Source organism: Caulobacter sp. SL161 (assembly GCF_026672375.1).
In the GTDB taxonomy this organism is placed as follows: domain Bacteria; phylum Pseudomonadota; class Alphaproteobacteria; order Caulobacterales; family Caulobacteraceae; genus Caulobacter.
In genome coordinates, this window is sequence record NZ_JAPPRA010000001.1 from 3670920 (window position 1) to 3688794 (window position 17875).

Annotated in this window: 20 protein-coding genes; 10 read left to right on the forward strand and 10 right to left on the reverse strand. The window is 67.2% G+C overall.

The window, feature by feature from the left end; translation table 11 throughout:
• Positions 1–58 precede the first annotated feature (58 nt).
• Both OVA11_RS18150 and OVA11_RS18155 read right to left on the reverse strand, forming a co-directional pair.
• Positions 59–976: a site-specific tyrosine recombinase XerD gene (locus OVA11_RS18150; RefSeq protein WP_268068646.1), complete on the reverse strand. Its 918-nt coding sequence runs from the start codon at positions 974–976 to the stop codon at positions 59–61.
• The gene (locus OVA11_RS18155; protein ID WP_268068647.1) at positions 973–2457 is read right to left on the reverse strand and encodes a hypothetical protein; all 1485 of its coding nucleotides are present in this window, start codon (positions 2455–2457) and stop codon (positions 973–975) included. Before OVA11_RS18155 ends, OVA11_RS18150 begins: the two co-directional genes overlap by 4 nt.
• Before the next feature lie 76 nt (positions 2458–2533).
• Here OVA11_RS18155 and OVA11_RS18160 point away from each other — a divergent pair, with 76 nt between their 5' ends.
• The gene (locus tag OVA11_RS18160; RefSeq protein WP_268068648.1) at positions 2534–3148 is read left to right on the forward strand and encodes a shikimate kinase; all 615 of its coding nucleotides are present in this window, start codon (positions 2534–2536) and stop codon (positions 3146–3148) included.
• A 9-nt stretch (positions 3149–3157) separates the two neighbouring features.
• Positions 3158–4270, forward strand: a complete 1113-nt coding sequence (gene aroB / locus OVA11_RS18165; RefSeq protein ID WP_268068649.1) for a 3-dehydroquinate synthase — start codon at positions 3158–3160, stop codon at positions 4268–4270.
• Positions 4271–4446: 176 nt separating this feature from the next.
• Here the strand turns inward: aroB and OVA11_RS18170 are convergent, their stop codons facing one another.
• Positions 4447–5097 (reverse strand): J domain-containing protein, encoded by a 651-nt coding sequence (locus tag OVA11_RS18170; protein ID WP_268068650.1) that lies wholly within the window; start codon positions 5095–5097, stop codon positions 4447–4449.
• A gap of 56 nt (positions 5098–5153) precedes the next feature.
• Here OVA11_RS18170 and OVA11_RS18175 point away from each other — a divergent pair, with 56 nt between their 5' ends.
• Together OVA11_RS18175 and cdd are read left to right on the forward strand one after the other, a co-directional pair.
• The gene (locus tag OVA11_RS18175; protein ID WP_010920847.1) at positions 5154–5429 is read left to right on the forward strand and encodes a BolA family protein; all 276 of its coding nucleotides are present in this window, start codon (positions 5154–5156) and stop codon (positions 5427–5429) included.
• A gap of 122 nt (positions 5430–5551) precedes the next feature.
• On the forward strand, positions 5552–5962 hold the full coding sequence (gene cdd, locus OVA11_RS18180) for a cytidine deaminase (RefSeq protein ID WP_268069016.1): 411 nt from the start codon (positions 5552–5554) through the stop codon (positions 5960–5962).
• 124 nt (positions 5963–6086) lie between these two features.
• Here the strand turns inward: cdd and OVA11_RS18185 are convergent, their stop codons facing one another.
• From OVA11_RS18185 to OVA11_RS18195, 3 genes are all read right to left on the reverse strand, one after another.
• Positions 6087–9371 (reverse strand): TonB-dependent receptor domain-containing protein, encoded by a 3285-nt coding sequence (locus OVA11_RS18185; protein WP_268068651.1) that lies wholly within the window; start codon positions 9369–9371, stop codon positions 6087–6089.
• 503 nt (positions 9372–9874) lie between these two features.
• Positions 9875–10243, reverse strand: a complete 369-nt coding sequence (locus OVA11_RS18190) for a response regulator (protein WP_268068652.1) — start codon at positions 10241–10243, stop codon at positions 9875–9877.
• Between the two features lie 231 nt (positions 10244–10474).
• A complete protein-coding gene (locus OVA11_RS18195) occupies positions 10475–11761 on the reverse strand; it encodes an HlyC/CorC family transporter (RefSeq protein ID WP_096034167.1) in 1287 nt (428 codons plus the stop codon).
• 77 nt (positions 11762–11838) lie between these two features.
• On the opposite strand from OVA11_RS18195, the gene OVA11_RS18200 reads away from it, so the two are divergent.
• From OVA11_RS18200 to OVA11_RS18210, 3 genes are all read left to right on the forward strand, one after another.
• On the forward strand, positions 11839–12090 hold the full coding sequence (locus OVA11_RS18200) for a BrnT family toxin (protein ID WP_268068653.1): 252 nt from the start codon (positions 11839–11841) through the stop codon (positions 12088–12090).
• Positions 12080–12346 (forward strand): BrnA antitoxin family protein, encoded by a 267-nt coding sequence (locus OVA11_RS18205; RefSeq protein WP_268068654.1) that lies wholly within the window; start codon positions 12080–12082, stop codon positions 12344–12346. Before OVA11_RS18200 ends, OVA11_RS18205 begins: the two co-directional genes overlap by 11 nt.
• 94 nt (positions 12347–12440) lie before the next feature.
• The gene (locus OVA11_RS18210; protein ID WP_268068655.1) at positions 12441–12881 is read left to right on the forward strand and encodes a hypothetical protein; all 441 of its coding nucleotides are present in this window, start codon (positions 12441–12443) and stop codon (positions 12879–12881) included.
• On the opposite strand, the gene OVA11_RS18215 is transcribed toward OVA11_RS18210, so the two are convergent.
• Complete coding sequence (locus OVA11_RS18215) at positions 12850–13569, reverse strand: phosphatase PAP2 family protein (protein ID WP_268068656.1); 720 nt, start codon at positions 13567–13569, stop codon at positions 12850–12852. The genes OVA11_RS18210 and OVA11_RS18215 overlap by 32 nt on opposite strands.
• Positions 13570–13644: 75 nt before the next feature.
• Here OVA11_RS18215 and OVA11_RS18220 point away from each other — a divergent pair, with 75 nt between their 5' ends.
• Both OVA11_RS18220 and cobS read left to right on the forward strand, forming a co-directional pair.
• A complete protein-coding gene (locus OVA11_RS18220; RefSeq protein ID WP_268068657.1) occupies positions 13645–13821 on the forward strand; it encodes a hypothetical protein in 177 nt (58 codons plus the stop codon).
• A 32-nt stretch (positions 13822–13853) separates the two neighbouring features.
• The gene (gene cobS, locus OVA11_RS18225; protein ID WP_268068658.1) at positions 13854–14864 is read left to right on the forward strand and encodes a cobaltochelatase subunit CobS; all 1011 of its coding nucleotides are present in this window, start codon (positions 13854–13856) and stop codon (positions 14862–14864) included.
• A 255-nt stretch (positions 14865–15119) separates the two neighbouring features.
• Here cobS and OVA11_RS18230 read toward each other — a convergent pair whose 3' ends face one another.
• The 3 genes from OVA11_RS18230 to OVA11_RS18240 all read right to left on the reverse strand — a co-directional run bounded on the left by OVA11_RS18230 (position 15120) and on the right by OVA11_RS18240 (position 17146).
• Complete coding sequence (locus OVA11_RS18230; protein ID WP_268068659.1) at positions 15120–16280, reverse strand: serine hydrolase domain-containing protein; 1161 nt, start codon at positions 16278–16280, stop codon at positions 15120–15122.
• A gap of 283 nt (positions 16281–16563) precedes the next feature.
• Positions 16564–16890 carry a HigA family addiction module antitoxin gene (locus OVA11_RS18235; RefSeq protein WP_096034172.1) on the reverse strand — a complete coding sequence of 109 codons (327 nt, stop codon included), beginning with the start codon at positions 16888–16890 and terminating at the stop codon, positions 16564–16566.
• Positions 16865–17146: a type II toxin-antitoxin system RelE/ParE family toxin gene (locus tag OVA11_RS18240; RefSeq protein ID WP_268068660.1), complete on the reverse strand. Its 282-nt coding sequence runs from the start codon at positions 17144–17146 to the stop codon at positions 16865–16867. The genes OVA11_RS18235 and OVA11_RS18240 overlap by 26 nt, the downstream gene beginning before the upstream one ends.
• A 173-nt stretch (positions 17147–17319) precedes the next feature.
• Here OVA11_RS18240 and OVA11_RS18245 point away from each other — a divergent pair, with 173 nt between their 5' ends.
• On the forward strand, positions 17320–17856 hold the full coding sequence (locus tag OVA11_RS18245) for a bactofilin family protein (RefSeq protein WP_268068661.1): 537 nt from the start codon (positions 17320–17322) through the stop codon (positions 17854–17856).
• Positions 17857–17875: the final 19 nt, after the last annotated feature.

Consider the following 17875-nt stretch of genomic DNA (forward strand, 5'->3'; position numbering starts at 1 on the left):
GCAAATTTCGTGGGGGCTTTCCTAGGCGGTGGCTGGGTTGCGCGTCAATGGCGACGCTCTATCCCTTCCTGCGCCCCAGCGGATGCTTGGTCTGGACGATGTGCGCCAGGTGTTCGCCGGCGACGTGAGTGTAGATCTGCGTCGTGGCGATGTCGGCGTGGCCCAGAAGGGTCTGGATCACCCGCAGGTCGGCGCCGCCCTCCAGCAGGTGGGTGGCGAAGGCGTGGCGCAGGACGTGGGGGCTGACCTTCTGGCGGTCGATGCCGGCGGCGATGGCGGCGTCTTCGAGAAGTTGCCCCACCCGGCGCGAGGTCAGACGCCCCGTCGCGCCGCGCGAGGGGAAAAGCCACGGACTGTCCTTTTGCCCCTTGGGCAGGAAGGCCGGACGCGCCGCCAGATAGGCCTTCACCGCCGCCCGCGCCGCATCGTTCAAGGGCGCCAGCCGCTCCTTGCCCCCCTTGCCCTTGACGATCAGGTAGGCCGGATCACGGGCCAGGGCCAACAGCGGCAGGGCCAGGAGCTCGGAGATCCGCAGGCCCGAGGCGTAGATCAGCTCGATCATGCAGGCCAGACGCAGGCCCTGGGCGCTGTCCTTGGCCGAGGCGGCGGCCAGCAGCCGCTCGATCTCCTCGCGCTCCAGCACCTTGGGCAGAGGGCGCCCCGCCTTGGGCGCGGCGACGCGGCGGGAGGGATCGTCCGTCCGCCAGCCCTCGCCCAACACGAAGCGGTAGAACTGCCGCATGGCCGAGCGCCGGCGGGCGGCGGTGGCGGGCGACAGGCCGCGCGCCCCCAGGTCCTGGAAATAGGCCTCGATGGTCTCGGCGTCGGCGTCGTGCAGGTCGTGCCCTGAGCGACTGAGAAACCCGCGCGCGTCCTCCAGGTCCTTGCCATAGGCGGTCAGGGTGTTACGGGCGGCCGCGCGCTCGACCGCCATCATCTCGAGAAAGGCGTCGACCCAGGCCTCGCCCTGGCTCATTTGGCGTAGGCTAGGCTGAGCAGCCCCTCGATGACGATGGCACGGGTGTCGGCGTCCAGGCCCGCCTGATGCAGGGCGCGGGCGATGCGCGCGCGATCCACAGGCGCGGGCCCGGCGACGCCGGCGTCGGCGGCGATCGACAGGGCCAGAAGACCCGCCTCGCCTGCCCGCTTGGCCGCGCCCGCATCGTCCAGCAACTGCAGACGGGCCGGCGGGGCCGCCGACTTGCCGGCGTCGAAATTGTAGACCTGACCGCGCGCATCGGCGTCCAGGGTTCCGCCCAGGCTGGCCAGCAGCAGGGCGGCGGCCTGGGCCGGCGAGCGAGCGCCGCCGCTGGCCCCGCGCGCCACCAGCGCGCCCAGCACCTGGTTGTCGGTCTTGCCGGAACCCGCCGTGATCAGGGCGTCGAGGATCGCCAGGTCCGCGCCGCTGGCGCCGGGGATGCTGTCCTGCACCAGCCGCGACCGGATCGTCTGGGCGCTGGCCAGATCGCCCGCCGCCACGGCCGCGCGGGCCAACAGCACCGGGTCCTGCAGCGGGCCGCCCGCCGCCGCCAGCGCGGCGATGGGGCCGGCCGAGGCCTGCGCTGCGTCGACGAAGGCCGCCAGGGTCTTGGCCTGACGCAGGAACGCCAGGGCCGAGGCCTCGGCGGCGGTCAGGTCCGCGCCAGGCGCGACGCCCGCGAGATCGCCCGAGGCCGAGATCGTCAGCGGCTTCAGGGCCGGCGAGGCCGAGGCCATGGCCGCCGCCGACCGCACATCCAGGTTCAGGCGGCGCGACAGGGCGTAGTTGACGCCGTTCTTCAGCGACGCCGCGCCGGGCGCGGTCCCCGCCAGCGCCGCGCCCATCAGCCGGGCGTAGTCGGCGTCCTTGGTCTGCTGCTGGGCCAACTGGAAGGTCAGCTGGGCGGCGTCGTCCTGCCCCGCCCTCAGCTGGCAGAAGGCGCGCAGGCGCAGCCAGTAGGCGCCGCCGCGATCCACGGTCAGGGCGTCCTGCACGGCGCAGGCCTTGTCATCGGCGCCGATGATCAGCGCCGCTTCGGCCGCGGCCATCGACAGGGCCGAGCTGCCCGCCGCGCCGGGGGTGCGGTCCAGCAGGCCGTCCACGGCGCGGGCCTCGCCCAGCGCGATCAAGGCCAGAGCCCGCTGAGCGCCCATCTCGACATCCTCGCCGATGCGCGCGGGGGCGTTGGCGCCGGTCGACAGCATCCGCCGCGCCAGATCGGCGAAGGCCGGCGACAGGCCGCGCGGACCGCCGATCCGGGGCAGCGTGTCGCGCAGGATGTCCGGCGCGGTGTCCTTCCAAAGATCCGTCGGCAGACCGGTATCGGCCAAGGCGCTCGAGAAATAGTCCGGCGCGGCCAGGCTCTTGACCCTCACCTCTTCCTGGGCGGCGGCCAGGGTGGGCGCCAGCAGGGCGGCGGTCAGGGCGATCAGGGACGGAAGACGCATCGAATGAGGCATGGACCGGTTATGACGCATGACAGGGCTCTCGCAAACTTCGGCGCTCGCAAACTTGGCGCTTTGGCCTAGCCTCGTGTAAACCCGCGACCGCATCATGACCGAGCCCGATCAAACGCCCGACACCGCCCCCGCGGTCGCCCCAGAGGTCGCCCCCGAGGCCGCGCCGACCGTCACCGACGACCTGGCCCCGCTGCGCGCCAAGACCATCGTTCTGGTGGGTCTGATGGGCGTGGGCAAGTCCAGCGTCGGGCGGCGGCTGGCCCATGTGCTGGGGCTGCCGTTCCGCGACGCCGACAATGAGGTCGAGGCCGCCGCCGGACGCTCGATCTCAGAGATCTTCGCCGAGCTGGGTGAGCCGGCCTTCCGCGACGGCGAGCGCCGGGTGATCGCCCGGCTGCTGGACGAGCCGCCGCACGTGCTGGCCACCGGCGGCGGCGCCTTCGTCAACGCCGAGACCCGCGCCCTGATCAACGAGAAGGCCGTGTCGGTCTGGCTGAAGGCCGATGTCGAGCTCCTGGCCCGCCGCGTCTCGCGCAAGGACAACCGCCCGCTGGTGCGCGGCAAGGACCCTGTGAAGGTGCTGACCGAGCTCGCAGAGGCCCGCAATCCGGCCTATGCCGAGGCCAAGGTCCACGTCGAGACCGGCGACACCCCGCACATGGTGGCGGTCGAGGCTATCCTGACGGCGCTTCGCCAGTCCCGGGCGTAAGGAGTTCCGATGATCCGCACTGTCTCCGTGGGCCTGGGCGAGCGCGCCTATGACGTGGTCATCGGGCCGGGCCTGCTCGACCAGGCCGGCGACCGCGTCGCGACGGTGCTGGGCAAGCGCAAGCGCGTCGCCGTCGTCACCGACGCCCATGTCGGCGCGCATCACGCCGAGCGCTTCTGCGCCGCGCTGCAAGGCGCCGGGATCGCCGTGGACGTCATCACCATCCCGCCCGGCGAGGAGAGCAAGAGCTTTGAGGGTCTGGCCGATCTGTCGGATCGCCTGCTGGCCCTGAACCTGGAGCGCGGCGACCAGATCGTGGCCCTGGGCGGCGGCGTGGTGGGCGATCTCGCCGGCTTTGCGGCGGCGATCTACAAGCGCGGCATCGACTTCGTGCAGGTCCCGACCACGCTGCTGGCCCAGGTCGACAGCTCGGTGGGCGGCAAGACCGCCATCGACACCCCGCGCGGCAAGAACCTGATCGGGGCCTTCCACCAGCCGCGCCTGGTTTTGGCCGACCTCGACGTGCTGGCCACCCTGCCCGCCCGCGAGCTCGCCTGCGGCTACGCCGAGATCATCAAGTACGGCCTGCTCGGCGACTTTTCCTTCTTCGAATGGCTGGAGACCAACGTCGAGGCGGTGCTCGACCGCGATGTCGACGCGCTCGTGCGCGCCGTCGGTCGCAGCGTCGAGATGAAGGCCGAGATCGTCGCCGAGGACGAGAAGGAGGCCGGTCGCCGCGCGCTCCTGAACCTTGGCCACACCTTCGGCCACGCCATCGAAGCCGAGATGGGCTTTGGCGACGCGCTCAAGCACGGCGAGGCCGTCGGCGTCGGCATGGCCCAGGCGTTCCGCTTCTCGGCCAAGCTTGGCCTGTGCCCCAGCCAGGACGCGGTCCGCGCGCAGGCCGCCATCAAGGCCGCCGGCCTGCCGACCACGCTGGCGGATGTGCGCCCCGAGCCCTTCCGCGCCGACGCCCTGATCGCCCACTGCGGCCAGGACAAGAAGGCCGAAGGCGGCAAGCTGACCTTCGTGCTGGCGCGCGGCATCGGCGATGCGTTCGTCGCCAAGGACGTGGATCGGGCGGCGTTGAGAGCGTTCCTGATCGAGGAAGGCGCGGCCTAGGGGCCTGTCGGGTTTGGGGGGAACCCTCTCAACTCGACAATCGAATACGCGGTGTCATCCCGGCCGGAAGACCGCGCAGCGGGCTGTAGAGCCGGGACCCAGGGGCGGCGCGCACGGCGCCTTGTCACCCCCTGGGTCCCGGGTCAGCTTCGCCGCCCGGGATGACAGGGAGGTGGCTACACCATCCCCGACTTCTGCAGCTGCTTGTAGGCCTTGATCACGCGCTGCAGCTTGTGTTCGGCGCTGCGGTCACCGCCGTTGGCGTCGGGGTGGCAGCGCTTGAGCAGTTCCTTGTAGCGGGCCTTGATCGCGGCGCTGTCGGCCGTGGCCTCCAGGTCTAGGTCGGCCAGGGCCTGGCGCTCCAGCTTGCCCAGACGGCGCTCGGCCGCCGAGCGCTCGGCCTCGGCCCGGCGCTGCTGGGCGCGGAAGACGCCGAAGGGGTCGGCGAAGTGGCGCGCGTCGCGGGCGGCCATGGCGGCGGCCTCGCGCGAATTGGCGTCAGCCTTGAAGCTCCAGGTCGGACGACCGCCGGTCATCCGCTCGCTTTCCTGCTCGGCCCGGATCTGGGCCTCGCTCATGCCGGCGTAGAAGTTCCAGTTCTTGTTGTACTCGGCCGCGTGCCGCTGACAGAACCAGTAGTGGTCGCCCGGCATGTCGCGCGACTTCGGCGCCTTGGCCGATCCGGCCAGGCGGCAGTCGGGATGGTCGCAGCGCTTCTCGCCAGGCTTGAGGCCCAGGACATCGTGCGCCGGATCCTCCTCGCCCTCCTTGGGGGGCCGGACCCGGATGTCGTAAAATTTGGGACGGTACTCGAACGGCCGGTTCATGGCGTCTAGAGTAAGGCCGCGCTATTTGCGTTCAAGGATTGACAAGCAAGAGACGTATGATGGGCGCCGTCGCCGAGACCATCCGCCGCAAGTTGGAAGCGGCTTTTTCACCGTCCGCCCTCGAACTGGTCGATGACAGCGACCGGCATCACGGCCATGCGGGCCACACCGGCGCAGGCGAAAGCCACTTCAATCTGCGGATCGAGTCGCAGGCCTTCGCGGGCAAGACGCGGGTGATGCGCCAACGGATGGTGATGCACGCCCTGGCCGAGGAGCTGGCGGGGCCGGTGCACGCGCTGTCGATCCACGCATCGGCGCCCGGAGACGCGTAGGCTGGGGCAAAGGGTAAGTTTGAACTTACTTTCTGCTTGCGCCATGACGTCGTCGCTGATTGCCTTCCATCCCGGCGCGATCCTGCCGGGTGGCAGGAACATCCATGAGCGCCGACATCCCTATGCCCCCTGAAGCTCTCGAAGACGAGATCGCCGCCGCCCTGCCGGCGCTGCTGTCGAGATCCTACGCCCGCTACTCGAAGTTCACGGTGGCCGCCGCAATCATCGACGAGACCGGCGCTGTTCACTACGGCGTCAATGTCGAGAACGCCGCCTATCCGCAGGGCACCTGCGCCGAGCAGACGGCGATCGGGGCGATGATCACGGCCGCCGGCGCGCGCCGCATCGACAAGGTGCTGATCGCCGCCGGCTCGGACGCCGTGGTCCAGCCCTGCGGCGGGTGCCGCCAGCGCATCGCCGAATTCGCCGGCGAGACCTGCGAGATCATCTCGGTGCAGGGCGGCAAGCCCACCGAGCGGGTGGCGTTCTGGGACCTGCTGCCGCGCTCGTTCGGCCCGCGCGACTTGGACTGATCCCCGTCAACGCCTCGAACACGCCGCCGCCGCCCGTCGGCGGCGGCTTTTTCGCGCCCTGTCGGCAAAGAAAAAGGGGCGGTCCGAAGACCGCCCCTTCCCGCCTTGACCCGAAGGTCTTGGCTTACATCTTGTAGTTGAAGCCGAGGAAGAAACGACGACCGAAGAGGTCGAAGTTGTCGCTCGTCGAGTTGCCCAGCCAACGATCCGGCTCACGGTCGAACGCGTTGACCACGCCGCCACGCAGCACCAGACGCTCACGCGGCGCGTAAGTCACGGTGAAGTCGTGCTGCACGAACGGACGCGTGCTGTAGTAACGGAGGTCGCGGTTATCCGGGTCGATCTTGGCGTCGTCGATGTCGAACGGACGCGTACCGTTGCTCAGCCACTGCGAAGCTTGCCAGTCGGCGTTCCAGGTGATCGCCAGCTTGTCGTTCACTTCCCAGCTGACGCGCGACGAGAAGCGGACGCGCGGCAGGCCAAGGCCCGTCTCGAAGTCGGTGTGCTCGCTCGGGTTCGAGATGTTCGTGAAGTCGTGCTGCTCGAACAGGTAGTTGCCCGACAGACGGTAGTTCAGACGACCCCAGTCCTTGCCGATGATGTCTTGGACATCGGTGCGGTACAGGAACTGGAAGTCGATGCCGCGGTTGGTCGTGCGGGCGTAGTTCACCGAGCCTTGGATGAAGTCGATGATGCCGTAGGCCGGGGTGGTGCCCGAGCCGACGCTGCCGGTCCGCGTGAGCGTGGCGCAGATAGCCGTGTTCAGCACGTCACCGCTGACGCACTGGTTGGCGGCCGTTTGCGCGCTGACCGAGGCGATCACGTCCTTGATCTCGATGTCGTAGTAGTCGAACACGAAGGTCGACTTCGGCCAGAAGCGCGGCGTGATGATCAGCGACGCGGTGACCGAGTACGATTCTTCGGGCTTCAGGAACGGGTTACCCGCGTTCTTACCGGCCGGCGTGCTCGTGTAGATGATGTTCGTGCCGGCCGGGATGCCCAGGGCGGCGCAGTTCTTCTCACGGTTCGCCTTGATCTTGGCGTCGGTCAGGTTGATCAGGACGCGAGCGTCGCAAGGATCGGTGATCGAGGCGAAGGTCTGGGTCGGCGGACGGAAGGTCTCACCCAGGGTCGGCGCGCGCACCGACTTACCCGAGGTGGCCCGGAACATGACGTCTTGGATCGGGCGCCACAGCAGGTTGAAGTTGTACGTCTCGGTCTTGCCGATCGTGGTGTATTCCGAGTTCCGGTAGGCGGCGCCGATTTCCAGGCTCTTGGCGAACGGCAGGTCACGCAGCAGCGGCAGACGGAATTCGCCGAAGTATTCCTTGGTCTCGTACGACGAGGTCGGGAAGTCCGGCCCCGTGTTCATGAACAGGATACGGTCGCCGGTCGAGGACGAACGGCCGATCGCTTCGGTTTCTTCACGACGCCATTCGGCGCCCACGGCCAGACCGATACGGCCAGCGCCCCAGAAGTCCCACAGTTCGCCCGACACGAAGCCGAGGGCGTCTTGCTGGACGTTCTTTTCCTGGACGTTGATCTCGGCCAGCAGGTAGTTCGCGGCGTCTTGAGTCATGCCGCCCGGGCCGAACACGCGGAACGGCTTACAGTTGGTGATCTCTTCGTAGGCTGCGGTGCCCTTGACGTAGTTGACCGTCTTGCCGTCACGGCTCGAACGGGCGTCGTCGCGGATGGTGACGCCTTGCTTGTCCAGGACCTGGACGCGGCAGACGACCTCGCCCGGCTTGCCGTTGACGATGCCGGCGGTGTCCACGATGGCGTCCGTGGCGAACTTGAAGCGCGGCGCGTTGACGCCCCGCTCGAAGTTCTTGTTCTTCAGCTCACCGTAGGTGTAGCCCAGCTCGTACGACAGGTTGTGGATGAAGCCGAAGTCGTCCTTGCTGCCGCGGAAGCCGGCGACGAAGCGCTTCAGTTCCTTTTCGTTCAGCTGGCTACGGGCCGGGCCGAACAGGCTGTGACGCGCACGGACGTCGGCGACCGTGGCGGTCGTCGTGATCGCGCCGGTCGTGGTGTTGTAGGCCGTGATCGGCGTGCGCGTGTTGGCCAGGATGGCGTTACGCACGTTGGTCGGCAGGTAGGCGTTGTCCAGGCCGATATTGAACGAGCTGTTCGAGAACCACGACGGATTCACGCCCGCCGCCACCGGCAGGATGCCGATGTCGAAGAAGGTCTGCTGACCTTCGTCGAAGGTCTCTTCCTTGACGTACTTGGCTTCGGTGAAGAACTGCAGGTCTTCGGTGACGTCGAAGTTGACGCCGCCCTGGAAGCGGTAGTTCACCGAGCGCGGCAGACGGCTGCCCTGGCTGAAATCGGTGTTCGGGTTCAGGCCGTCGCCGCCGATGTTGGTGACGCGCTGGAAGCCGTTCTGGTCGCGGAACGTGCCGAACGACGGGTTACGAGCCGCGCCCGCCTGATCGTAGATGAACGAGTTGCCCGGTTCGATCGCGAAGCAGTTGGCGCTCATCGGGGCGATCGCCGCCGAGCAGCTCTGGAACGGGATGTCCGGATCGTTCGGGTTGGAAGACGGCGCCAGCGAGTTGGCCAGGACGGTGATGCCGCCCACCGGACCGATCGACAGCGTGCGCGCGTCGCTGATCAGGATGTTGTCGAGCACGCCGTCGGGCTGGTTGTTCGAAACATCGCTGTCGTTGTTCAGAAGGACCCAGGCCTTCTTGCGCCAGTCGACTTGGCTATCGCGGACTTCGTCGTTCTTCTCGTATTCGGCCGACGCATAGACGTTCAGGCGGCCATCGAGGAAGTTACGACCGGCCAGGGCCGACAGGCGGCGGTTCAGCTGGCCGTCCTGGTTGATCTGAGCGGCGGTGCCGTCGATTTCCAGGCCCGAGAAGTTCTTGCGCAGGACGAAGTTGACCACGCCCGAGACCGCGTCGGCGCCGTAGAGGGCCGAGTTCGAACCGGTGATGACTTCAACGTTCTGGATCAGCAGACGCGGAATGGTGTCAACGTCGACCGACAGGCCAGCGCCGTTCGAGCCGACGTGGCGACGACCGTCAACCAGGGTCAGCGTGCGGCCGGTGCCCAGGTCGCGCAGGTTCAGCAGCGACAGACCACCGTCGTTCAGGCCCGAACCGGTGGTGTCTTCCGGCACCAGCGAGCCCGACAGAGCGGGGATGTCGGCCAGGACGTCGATAACGCTGGCTTGACCGGTCGTCACGACGTCGTCGCGGCTGACCTGGATCAGGGGGGTCGGTGAGTTGGTCGGGTCGCGGCGAATGCGCGAGCCGGTGACCACGACTTCCTCAACGGCGGTCGCTTCCTGAGCCGGGGCCGCCGGCGCAGTCTGCGCCAGAGCAAGGGCCGGAGCGAAAGCCGTGAGGCTTCCCAGCATCGTCGTCGCCAGGAGAACCTTGGTTTTCAACGCCATAGTTTTCGTTGTCCTCAAAAGTACGCGCGCCCGTCACGCCAGCCGCGTGCGGGAGCAAAGAGGGCCATTCCTCGAAACCGACGTTAAAGCCTTTCGGCCGCGCTAGAAGCGATCATGGCCAAATTCGGACGGGTTCGAGGCGCTGCGTTACCAAAAAGTCACGTATCTGGCGCTTTTCCGTCGAGAATAGAAGATTCTTGCCGACCTCGACCCGGGTGACCTAGAGCGACACGGGGCAAAAGGGGCAAAATCTTCCAGCTCACATGCCGTTGCTATCCGAAAACACCCATTCACTCGGCGCGTTTCGACCCTTTTTTCGGCCAGACGCCGGCGCCTGCCCTTCGGATCGCCAGACCCTATTGCCCAACAGGTTAGCCGCGCTGCCCAATTCCGAGGCGCCTCTTCGACGCCCGATGACGGACCGCGCCGGCGGAGGCGCGGCGCGAGACGCCCAACAAGGCGGCGAGAGCCCTCCCCGCTCCCTTGGCGGAGAGATCAGCTCGTCAGGCGATCTGCGCGACCAGCCCTTCGAGAACGCGGCGCAGATCAGCCTCGCGGAAAGGCTTCTGCAGCACGGTGGACCCTCTGTGATCCTCGGTCAGACCCGCCTCGCCATAGCCGCTGGCGAAGGCGAACGGCACGCCGCGGGCCTTCAGGGCGTCGGCGACCGGGAAGATCGGACGGCCACCCAGGTTCACGTCCAGCAGGGCTGCGTCGATCTCGGCCGAGCTGGCCAGGCGCAGGGCCTCTTCGATCTCGGCGGCGGGGCCAACGATCGTGCAGCCCAGATCGCTCAACATGTCCTCGACGAGCATTGAGACCAAGGCCTCGTCTTCGACGACCAAAACCTTCAGGGACGCGAGTGTCTTCATGGATCAAAGCTCCAGGGCGCGCAAAGGCAGCGCCATGTGGCGGACGAGGCCGAAAACATCATAGGTCAGCTCGACCCCGCCGGATAGCTCGACCGCAAGTCCTCTTTCCAAAGACAAGCGTCGCAGCCGCGCGGGCGAGGAAGCGGATAGACCTCCGAACCGCCACTTGCGCAGAACCGGCCCCGGATTCCTAAGGGCGCTCGGTTCGGCCAACTTGAGAGCCGGTGAACGCTAAGCGTCGCTGTCGTCGTCCAGTCGCGCGCTGATCCGCAGCGCGGTGATCTGGTTGCGCTGCCGGCGCAACACCTGGAAACGGTGCCGGTAGAAGATGAAGGTCTGGCCCGGCTCGGGGATCATCTGAGCCTCGTGGATCACAAGGCCCGCGATGGTGACCGCCTCGCCCTCAGGCAGTCGCCAGTCCATGGCGCGGTTGAGGTCGCGCACCGTGACATGGCCGTCGACATTGACAGAGCCGTCGGCCTGGCGACGCACCCCGTCCAGGGTGGTGTCATGCTCGTCCTCGATCTCACCGACGATCTCCTCGAGAATGTCTTCGAGGGTCACCAGACCCTGCAGCGCGCCGTACTCGTCGACGACCAGGGCGAAATGGTTCTTGCGCTTGAGGAAGGCGTTCAGCTGGTCCTTCAGGTTGGTGGCGTCGGGGATGAACCACGGCTCGCGCAGGATGGCGGCGATGTCGAGGCCTTCGACGCCCGTCGGGCATTCGGCCAGGGCTTTCAGCAGATCGCGGGCGTGCAGCACGCCGACGATGTTGTCGGGCTGGTCGCGATAGAGCGGAATGCGGGTGTGCTGGGCCTCCAGCACCGCGTCGACCAGCTCGCGGGCGGGCAGGCCCGCATCCAGCAGCACCATCGACTTGCGGTGGACCATGATCTCCGAGACGTCCATGTCCGACAGGTCCAGCACCCCGCCCAGCATGCGGCGGTCGTCGGTCTCAACCAGGCCTTCAGAGTGGTGGTAGTCGACCGCGCCGCGGATCTCCTCGTGGGCGGCCAGCACGTCGACGGCCATGTCCAGCTTGACGCCGAACACCCGCAGCGTGCGGCGCACGATCCACTGGATCGCGTAGATGATGGGGCCAAACAGCCGCACGATGAACAGGGTCGGCGCCGACAGGGCCCGCGCCACGTCGTCCGAGCGGACGATGGCCAGGGTCTTGGGCAGCACCTCGGCGAAGATCAGGATCAGAACCGTCATCGCCGCTGTCGCCACCGCCACGCCCCAGGGGCCGGGGATCAGGGTGGTCAGCACCTGGGTCGCCAGGGCCGAGGCCAGGATATTGATCAGGTTGTTGCCCAGCAGCACCGCCCCGATCATCGTCTCCTGATCGGACAAGAGCTTGTTGACCCGCTTGGCGGGCCGGTCGCCTTCGCGCTCCAGCTGGTGCATCCGCGCGCGGCTGGCGCCGGTCATGGACGTCTCGGCGGCCGAGAAGATGGCCGACAGGGTCAGCAGGGCGATAACGATCGGCGCGAGGCCAAGCAGGGCGGTGAGCATGGCGGTGTTCTAGCCCGCCCGGCCGAGACACGGGAGAGGCGTTGAAGGGATCACCCTAATCGTGTATACAATTTGATATGCGGTTCGACCCGGTTAAGAACGAAGCGAATATCGCCAAACACGGCGTATCGCTCGAACGGGCGCCGGAAATGGATATTCGGGCCGTTCTGGTGGACGACCGGCATGACTATGGCGAGGTACGTTATCGGGCGCTTGGGTTCATTGACGGCGTCGCCCACTGCTTGGTGTTCACTGACCGCCAAGGCGAGCTGCGAGCTATCTGCTTGCGTCGCGCCCACCAGAAAGAGATGAAGCGCTATGTCCCGTAAGCCTTTGGTCGATCCCGAAAATCCAGAATGGACCAAGGATGAGCTCGCCCGCGCCAAGGGGCCGGAGTCCTTGCCGGCGCACGTCCTGGCCGCCTTTCCCAAGACCGTCGCCCGGGTGCGTGGTCCTCAGAAGTCCGAGACCAAGGTGCCGGTGTCCATCCGTCTGGACCGTTCAGTCGTCGACCACTTCAAGGCCCAGGGACCAGGCTGGCAGAGCCGGATCAATGCGGCGCTCGCGGGATTGATCCGGCGATAGTCGCCAGCCCCCGCCCAAACCGCAGCGATCCCTTGCGGCGCGCTAGGCGAATGCGCCATTGTCCCGCGCCGAAGCAGGGGGCGGAGCCTACGAGATGACAGTCAGCGATCCGGCGTGGCGCGCGCCCACCGAACCGCCGACGCCGGTGACGCCGGTGCCGTTCGGCAAGCCCTGGAGCATCTGGTTCTGGGGCGGTCTGCTGTCGACGGCGGGCCTGGCCCTGGCCATCCAGCCCGACGCCGTGCTGCGTCTCCTGGACTCGCCGGCCGACGCCTCCGCCCTGCCCTGGGTGCGGTTCTGCGGCCTGCTGCTGCTCGCCTACGCCATGGGCTACCACGTCGCCGGCTGGACCGGTCAACGCACCTATATGCGCGCCTCGGTGGTTCTGCGGGTGCTGTCGCTGGTGGTCATCGGCGCGTTCGTTCTGCTGGACTGGCTGCCTAAGGCCTGGCTGGCGGTGGGTCTGGGCGACTTCGCCGGCGCGGTCTGGACGACGCTGGAGCTCAGGTGGCGTCCGAAGCCGAAGACGGCCTGAACCGCCGCTCGACCAGATAAGCCACCAGCCAGCACAGCATCGCCCAGGCTGCGCCCACGCTCCAGCCGGCCAGCACGTCGCTGACCCAGTGGACGCCCAGATAGATCCGGCTGGCGCCGACCAGCAGGCTGACCACCACGGCGGCGCTGACCGCCAGGATCTTGACCCGGCGTCGCTCGGAAAAGCGCGCCGCCAGCACGCCCAGGGTCAGGAACACGACCGCCGACAGCATGGCGTGGCCGGACGGGAAGCTGGCGTTGACCGCCTCGACCACGCGATAGGCCTCGTCGGGACGCTCGCGGCCGAACACCGCCTTCAGCCCCTGGCTGACGGTCACCCCGCTCAGCGCGCCCAGCGCCAGCAGCCAGGCTTCAGTCCAGCGCTTCAGCGAGCCCAGCAACGCGAAGGCCGCCAGGATCAGCAGGGTCAGCACCGCCACCGAGCCCAGGGCGGTGATGTCGACTGCGGCGACATGCAGCCATTCGGGGCCCACCAGCGTGTTGGGCTGACCCGCCACGCGCAGGGCCTGCAACACCGCCAGGTCCAGGGCATGGGCCTCGCCCTCGACCACCTCGTCAGCGATCCCCACAAAGCCCCATGCCCCGAGCGCCACGACCAGCAGGGCGGAGGCCACCCCGATCTCACGACCGGCCGCCGCGAAAAGTCTCCGAACGTCCAGACGATACAAGCAGCGCGCTCCTTCGTAGCTGATGGCGGTCACGGGTACGGAACGACATTCAAACCGCATCGGCCGCGCGGGGGCGTGCGCTCGAAGACGCTCTCAATATTTAACTGGAGCGGCGTTCGGATCTGGCAAGGCGATCGCGCTGGAATCACGCCCGGCGCAACTCCGTTCGGCTTCGCCGCCTTCCCCGCGGGGAAGGCGGCTCTCGCCAGGAAAGTGAACGCCAACCCCCGCTTTGAGCGGATTTCCATTTGAAACGGGCGGGCTCAAGGCGGTAAGCCGGAAGCATGCCCGAGTTCGCCGAAACCAGCTCCGCCGCCGATCCGCTGATCACCCTGGTCCCCGACAAGTGGGTGACGCTCCGCGACGCGTTCGGCGTTGACAGCGACATGAAGGTTCCGGCCTTCAGCCACCGCGACAGCCATGTGCCGGACATCGACCCGGCCTATAAGTTCGACCCGCAGACGACCAAGGCCATCTGCGCCGGCTTCGCCTATGATCGCCGCGTGATGGTCCAGGGCTATCACGGCACGGGCAAGTCGACCCACATCGAGCAGATCGCCGCGCGCCTGAACTGGCCGCTGGTCCGGGTGAACCTCGACAGCCACGTCAGCCGGATCGATCTGGTCGGCAAGGACGCCATCGTCCTGAAAGAAGGCAAGCAGATCACCGAGTTCCGCGAAGGCATCCTGCCCTGGACGCTGCAGCGCCCCGTCGCCCTGGTGTTCGATGAGTATGACGCGGGGCGCCCCGACGTGATGTTCGTGATCCAGCGTGTGCTGGAAGCCGGCGGCAAGCTGACCCTGCTGGACCAGAACCGCGTCATCCGCGCCAATCCGTATTTCCGCCTGTTCGCCACGACCAACACCATCGGTCTGGGCGACACCACCGGCCTCTATCACGGCACCCAGCAGATCAACCAAGGCCAGATGGACCGCTGGTCGATCGTCACGACGCTGAACTATCTCGAGCATGACGTCGAAGCCGCCATCGTGCTGGCCAAGAACCCCGGCTACGACACGGCCGAAGGCAAGCGCACCCTGGCCGCCATGGTCCGCGTCGCCGACATGACCCGCAACGCCTTCATGAACGGCGACATCTCGACGGTCATGAGCCCGCGCACCGTGATCACCTGGGCCCAGAACGCCGAGATCTTCGATCACGACGTGGCGCTGGCCTTCCGCCTAACCTTCCTGAACAAGTGCGACGAGCTGGAACGCCCGACGGTGGCCGAGTTCTTCCAGCGCGCGTTCGGCACGGATCTTCCGGAGAGCGCCGCGCGGGTGAAGGTGGCGTAGGGGGGAGCAACCTCCCACCGCGATTTCCAAACGCCCGTCTCGCAAGAGGCGGGCGTTTTGCTTTGGCGGCGGGGACCGAAACCTGAAGGGTCCCGCCACCGGGCGCCAGGCTGACGGCGCCCTCGCGACGAGACGCTAGAGCCTGTCTGGTTTAGATGAAACCATCTAAACCAGATAAACAGGCTCTAAAATCAAATACTTAGAGCCCTTTCAAACGCTTTGGATGCTTCCATCTAAAGCTAAAGGGCTCTAGCGTCAGTTTTCGACGGCGAGATCGGGGATGTATTGCGCCGCAATCTTGTCGACAAAACTGTGGGGCGAAGCGCCCAGCAGGTTCGTCAGGACGATCACCGTAAGGTCATCCTTGGGGTAGATGAAGATGGCCGCGCGATTGCCGCCCGTGGGCGTGATCGCGGGGTGTTCCGCGCGGCGAATGACCGGCCAGCCCAGGCCATAGCCATTGATGGTCTTGTTGAAGCCGCGATAGCTGCCGTCGGGCAGTTGCTGCGGCGTCCAGAGCTGTTCCAGGCCCTTTTCGCTGACCAGTTTCCGCTTCTGCAGCGCGATAACCCATGCGGCCAGATCCGTGGCCGTGGCCTGAACGCCTGCGGTGGGATGCATGTAGGCCGGCCACACCTCCTGGCGCGCAAGCGGGGTCTCGCTGCGCTCGACGCCGACGGTCCTCATGTCCGTGATCTTCAGCGTCAGATAGGTGTAGAGCCGGGCCAGCTCGGGCACGGTGTCGGCCGTGTTTCCAAAGCGGGCTTGCGCCATGCCCGCAGCCTTGAACTGCCCCTCGCGAACGGCGTCAACGAAGCGCTTGCCCGAGACCTTCTCGATGATCTTGCCCATCAGGGCATAGCCGGTCTGGTTGTAGGCATACTGCGTGCCGGGCGTGTATCTCAGGGGAAGCTCCTGGACCTTCGCCCAGGCGGCGTCGGGCTCGGCGCCGTCGATCAGCCGGGTGTTGTCGTCGATGATCTCGGGCAGGCCTGATGTGTGCGTCAGGATCTGGCGGACCGTGATCGGTTTCCACGCCGGCGGAAGCTCTTGGAGATATTGCGTCACCGAGGCGTCGAGATCGAGTTTTCCGGCCTCGACAAGCTGCATCGCCGCGACGCCGGTGAAGGCCTTGCTGATCGAATTGATGCCGAAAACCGTGCGGTCCGTGACAGGCTTGGCGGTCCCGAGATCGGACTGGCCGTACGCGCCCTTGAAGATGACTTTACCGTTTTTCACGATCGCCAGCTGGAGCCCTGGAATACGGCGGGACGCCATCTCGCTATGGACCAGGCGTTCAATCGCGGCGGCCTTGTTGTCCGCCTCTGCGATCTGCGTCGTCTGGGCGTTTGCGCTATTGGCAAGGCCGCCCATGATCGCAATCAGGCCGATTGCGGCGGAAATTTTCTTCAGCATTCTTTTGGGTATCCAGAGCTGGGGGGACCGGCCGCAATTGTGGATCGGGCTATCGACGCGCCTTTGCGATCACCAAGGCGGGGATAACAGGAACTGCGTCGGGCGCAACGGTACGTTGACTGAGGGATGGGCTGGTCATGGCGTCGGTTGACCCGTTCGCCGCACGCTCGTCCACCCCGGCTCGGTCAATGGTAGGCCTTGATCGGTGAACAGCAGGGCGTGCCGGCGAACTGTCGCCGGGCCACAAAACCTCTAGTGGCCGCGAACGCTGAGCGATGCGTCGCTAAGCCGCCCTGGGCGTGATCTTCTCCAGCGCCGCCCCCATCTTCCGGCGCTGCTCCATCAGGTCGAAGTCCATCTGCAGGTGCAGCCAGAAGCCCTCTGACAGGCCCCAGTAGCGCGCGAGCCGAAGGTCGGTATCGGCGGTCACGGCGCGCTTGCCCAGCACGATCTCGTTGATCCGGCGCGGCGGCACCCCGATCGCACGCGCCAAAGCCGTCTGGCTCATGCCAGCTGGCTTGAGGAACTCCTCCAGCAGGATGTCGCCCGGCGTGGGATTGTGCAGCCAATCCGCCGGATCGATCTCAATGGTAGTCGCAGATCTCGACATCCTCGGCTCCTTCGTCGCGCCAGCGGAAGCAGATCCGCCATTGGTCGTTGATCCGGATCGAATGCTGGCCCGCGCGATCGCCCCGCAGCGCTTCGAGCCGATTACCTGGCGGCGCCCGCAACTGGTCCAGGCGCGCCACCCGGTTGAGCACGCGGAGCTTCCGCAAGGCCGCCGCCTGAATATCGGTGGGCAGGCGTCGAGAGCGGCCGCCACCCCAGATGCGCTCGGTCTCGCGGTCGGCGAAACTCCGGATCATCCTCGCCCCCTTATAACGCATAACGTTATACGGATCAAATCAAGGCGACGCGCCCACCGGCGCCCGCCCCTTAAGCCCAGGATGGAGCGCCGGACTGGACAACTGCCGGAAAACGGCCCCGATCTTGCTGCCTAGGTCTTCCAAACGCCCATTTTGAGACAAGGTCGCCGCCGATGTTCGCCAAGAAGAAAGAGACCCCCGCGAAGCTGGCCCTGACTCCGCTGGAGCCGCAGCGCGCCGCGACGCCGCAAGTCGCCCAGCCCCAGCCCGCGCCCGCTCCGGCCCGGCCCAAGCCCGCCTCGCTGATCGCTCAGGGCCTGACGATCCGCGGCGACGTCGTGGGCGACATCGAGGTGCATCTGGACTGTGTCGTGATGGGCGACGTGAAGGTCGGCAAGCTGATCGTCGGCCCCAACGCCCGCATCGAGGGCGCGGTCGTCGCCCAGGCCATGGAGATCCACGGCATGGTGATCGGCGCGGTCACCGCCCAGAGCGTGCGCCTTTATGGCACCGCCCGCGTCGACGGCGACATCACGCACGAGCAACTGGCCATGGAGCCGGGCGCTGAGTTCCAGGGCCGCAGCCTGAAGTTCCGCCGCCCCGCGCCGACGCCGCAGCCGGGCCAGCACGCGCCGGCCGCCCCGACCCCGGCCGCGCCCCCGACGCCGCCCTCGGCGTCTCAGACGCCCTATAACCACTCGGCGCACTAAAGGTCCGCCGGCGGCGCCG

What these genes read in the sequence shown, in the direction of transcription:
- OVA11_RS18150 (WP_268068646.1), bottom strand. Translation starts at nt 976, where the DNA reads ATGAGCCAGGGCGAGGCCTGGGTCGACGCCTTTCTCGAGATGATGGCG.
- OVA11_RS18155 (WP_268068647.1), bottom strand. Translation starts at nt 2,457, where the DNA reads ATGCGTCATAACCGGTCCATGCCTCATTCGATGCGTCTTCCGTCCCTG.
- OVA11_RS18160 (WP_268068648.1), top strand. Translation starts at nt 2,534, where the DNA reads ATGACCGAGCCCGATCAAACGCCCGACACCGCCCCCGCGGTCGCCCCA.
- aroB (WP_268068649.1), top strand. Translation starts at nt 3,158, where the DNA reads ATGATCCGCACTGTCTCCGTGGGCCTGGGCGAGCGCGCCTATGACGTG.
- OVA11_RS18170 (WP_268068650.1), bottom strand. Translation starts at nt 5,097, where the DNA reads ATGAACCGGCCGTTCGAGTACCGTCCCAAATTTTACGACATCCGGGTC.
- OVA11_RS18175 (WP_010920847.1), top strand. Translation starts at nt 5,154, where the DNA reads ATGATGGGCGCCGTCGCCGAGACCATCCGCCGCAAGTTGGAAGCGGCT.
- cdd (WP_268069016.1), top strand. Translation starts at nt 5,552, where the DNA reads ATGCCCCCTGAAGCTCTCGAAGACGAGATCGCCGCCGCCCTGCCGGCG.
- OVA11_RS18185 (WP_268068651.1), bottom strand. Translation starts at nt 9,371, where the DNA reads ATGGCGTTGAAAACCAAGGTTCTCCTGGCGACGACGATGCTGGGAAGC.
- OVA11_RS18190 (WP_268068652.1), bottom strand. Translation starts at nt 10,243, where the DNA reads ATGAAGACACTCGCGTCCCTGAAGGTTTTGGTCGTCGAAGACGAGGCC.
- OVA11_RS18195 (WP_096034167.1), bottom strand. Translation starts at nt 11,761, where the DNA reads ATGCTCACCGCCCTGCTTGGCCTCGCGCCGATCGTTATCGCCCTGCTG.
- OVA11_RS18200 (WP_268068653.1), top strand. Translation starts at nt 11,839, where the DNA reads ATGCGGTTCGACCCGGTTAAGAACGAAGCGAATATCGCCAAACACGGC.
- OVA11_RS18205 (WP_268068654.1), top strand. Translation starts at nt 12,080, where the DNA reads ATGTCCCGTAAGCCTTTGGTCGATCCCGAAAATCCAGAATGGACCAAG.
- OVA11_RS18210 (WP_268068655.1), top strand. Translation starts at nt 12,441, where the DNA reads ATGACAGTCAGCGATCCGGCGTGGCGCGCGCCCACCGAACCGCCGACG.
- cobS (WP_268068658.1), top strand. Translation starts at nt 13,854, where the DNA reads ATGCCCGAGTTCGCCGAAACCAGCTCCGCCGCCGATCCGCTGATCACC.
- OVA11_RS18230 (WP_268068659.1), bottom strand. Translation starts at nt 16,280, where the DNA reads ATGCTGAAGAAAATTTCCGCCGCAATCGGCCTGATTGCGATCATGGGC.
- OVA11_RS18235 (WP_096034172.1), bottom strand. Translation starts at nt 16,890, where the DNA reads ATGTCGAGATCTGCGACTACCATTGAGATCGATCCGGCGGATTGGCTG.
- OVA11_RS18240 (WP_268068660.1), bottom strand. Translation starts at nt 17,146, where the DNA reads ATGATCCGGAGTTTCGCCGACCGCGAGACCGAGCGCATCTGGGGTGGC.
- OVA11_RS18245 (WP_268068661.1), top strand. Translation starts at nt 17,320, where the DNA reads ATGTTCGCCAAGAAGAAAGAGACCCCCGCGAAGCTGGCCCTGACTCCG.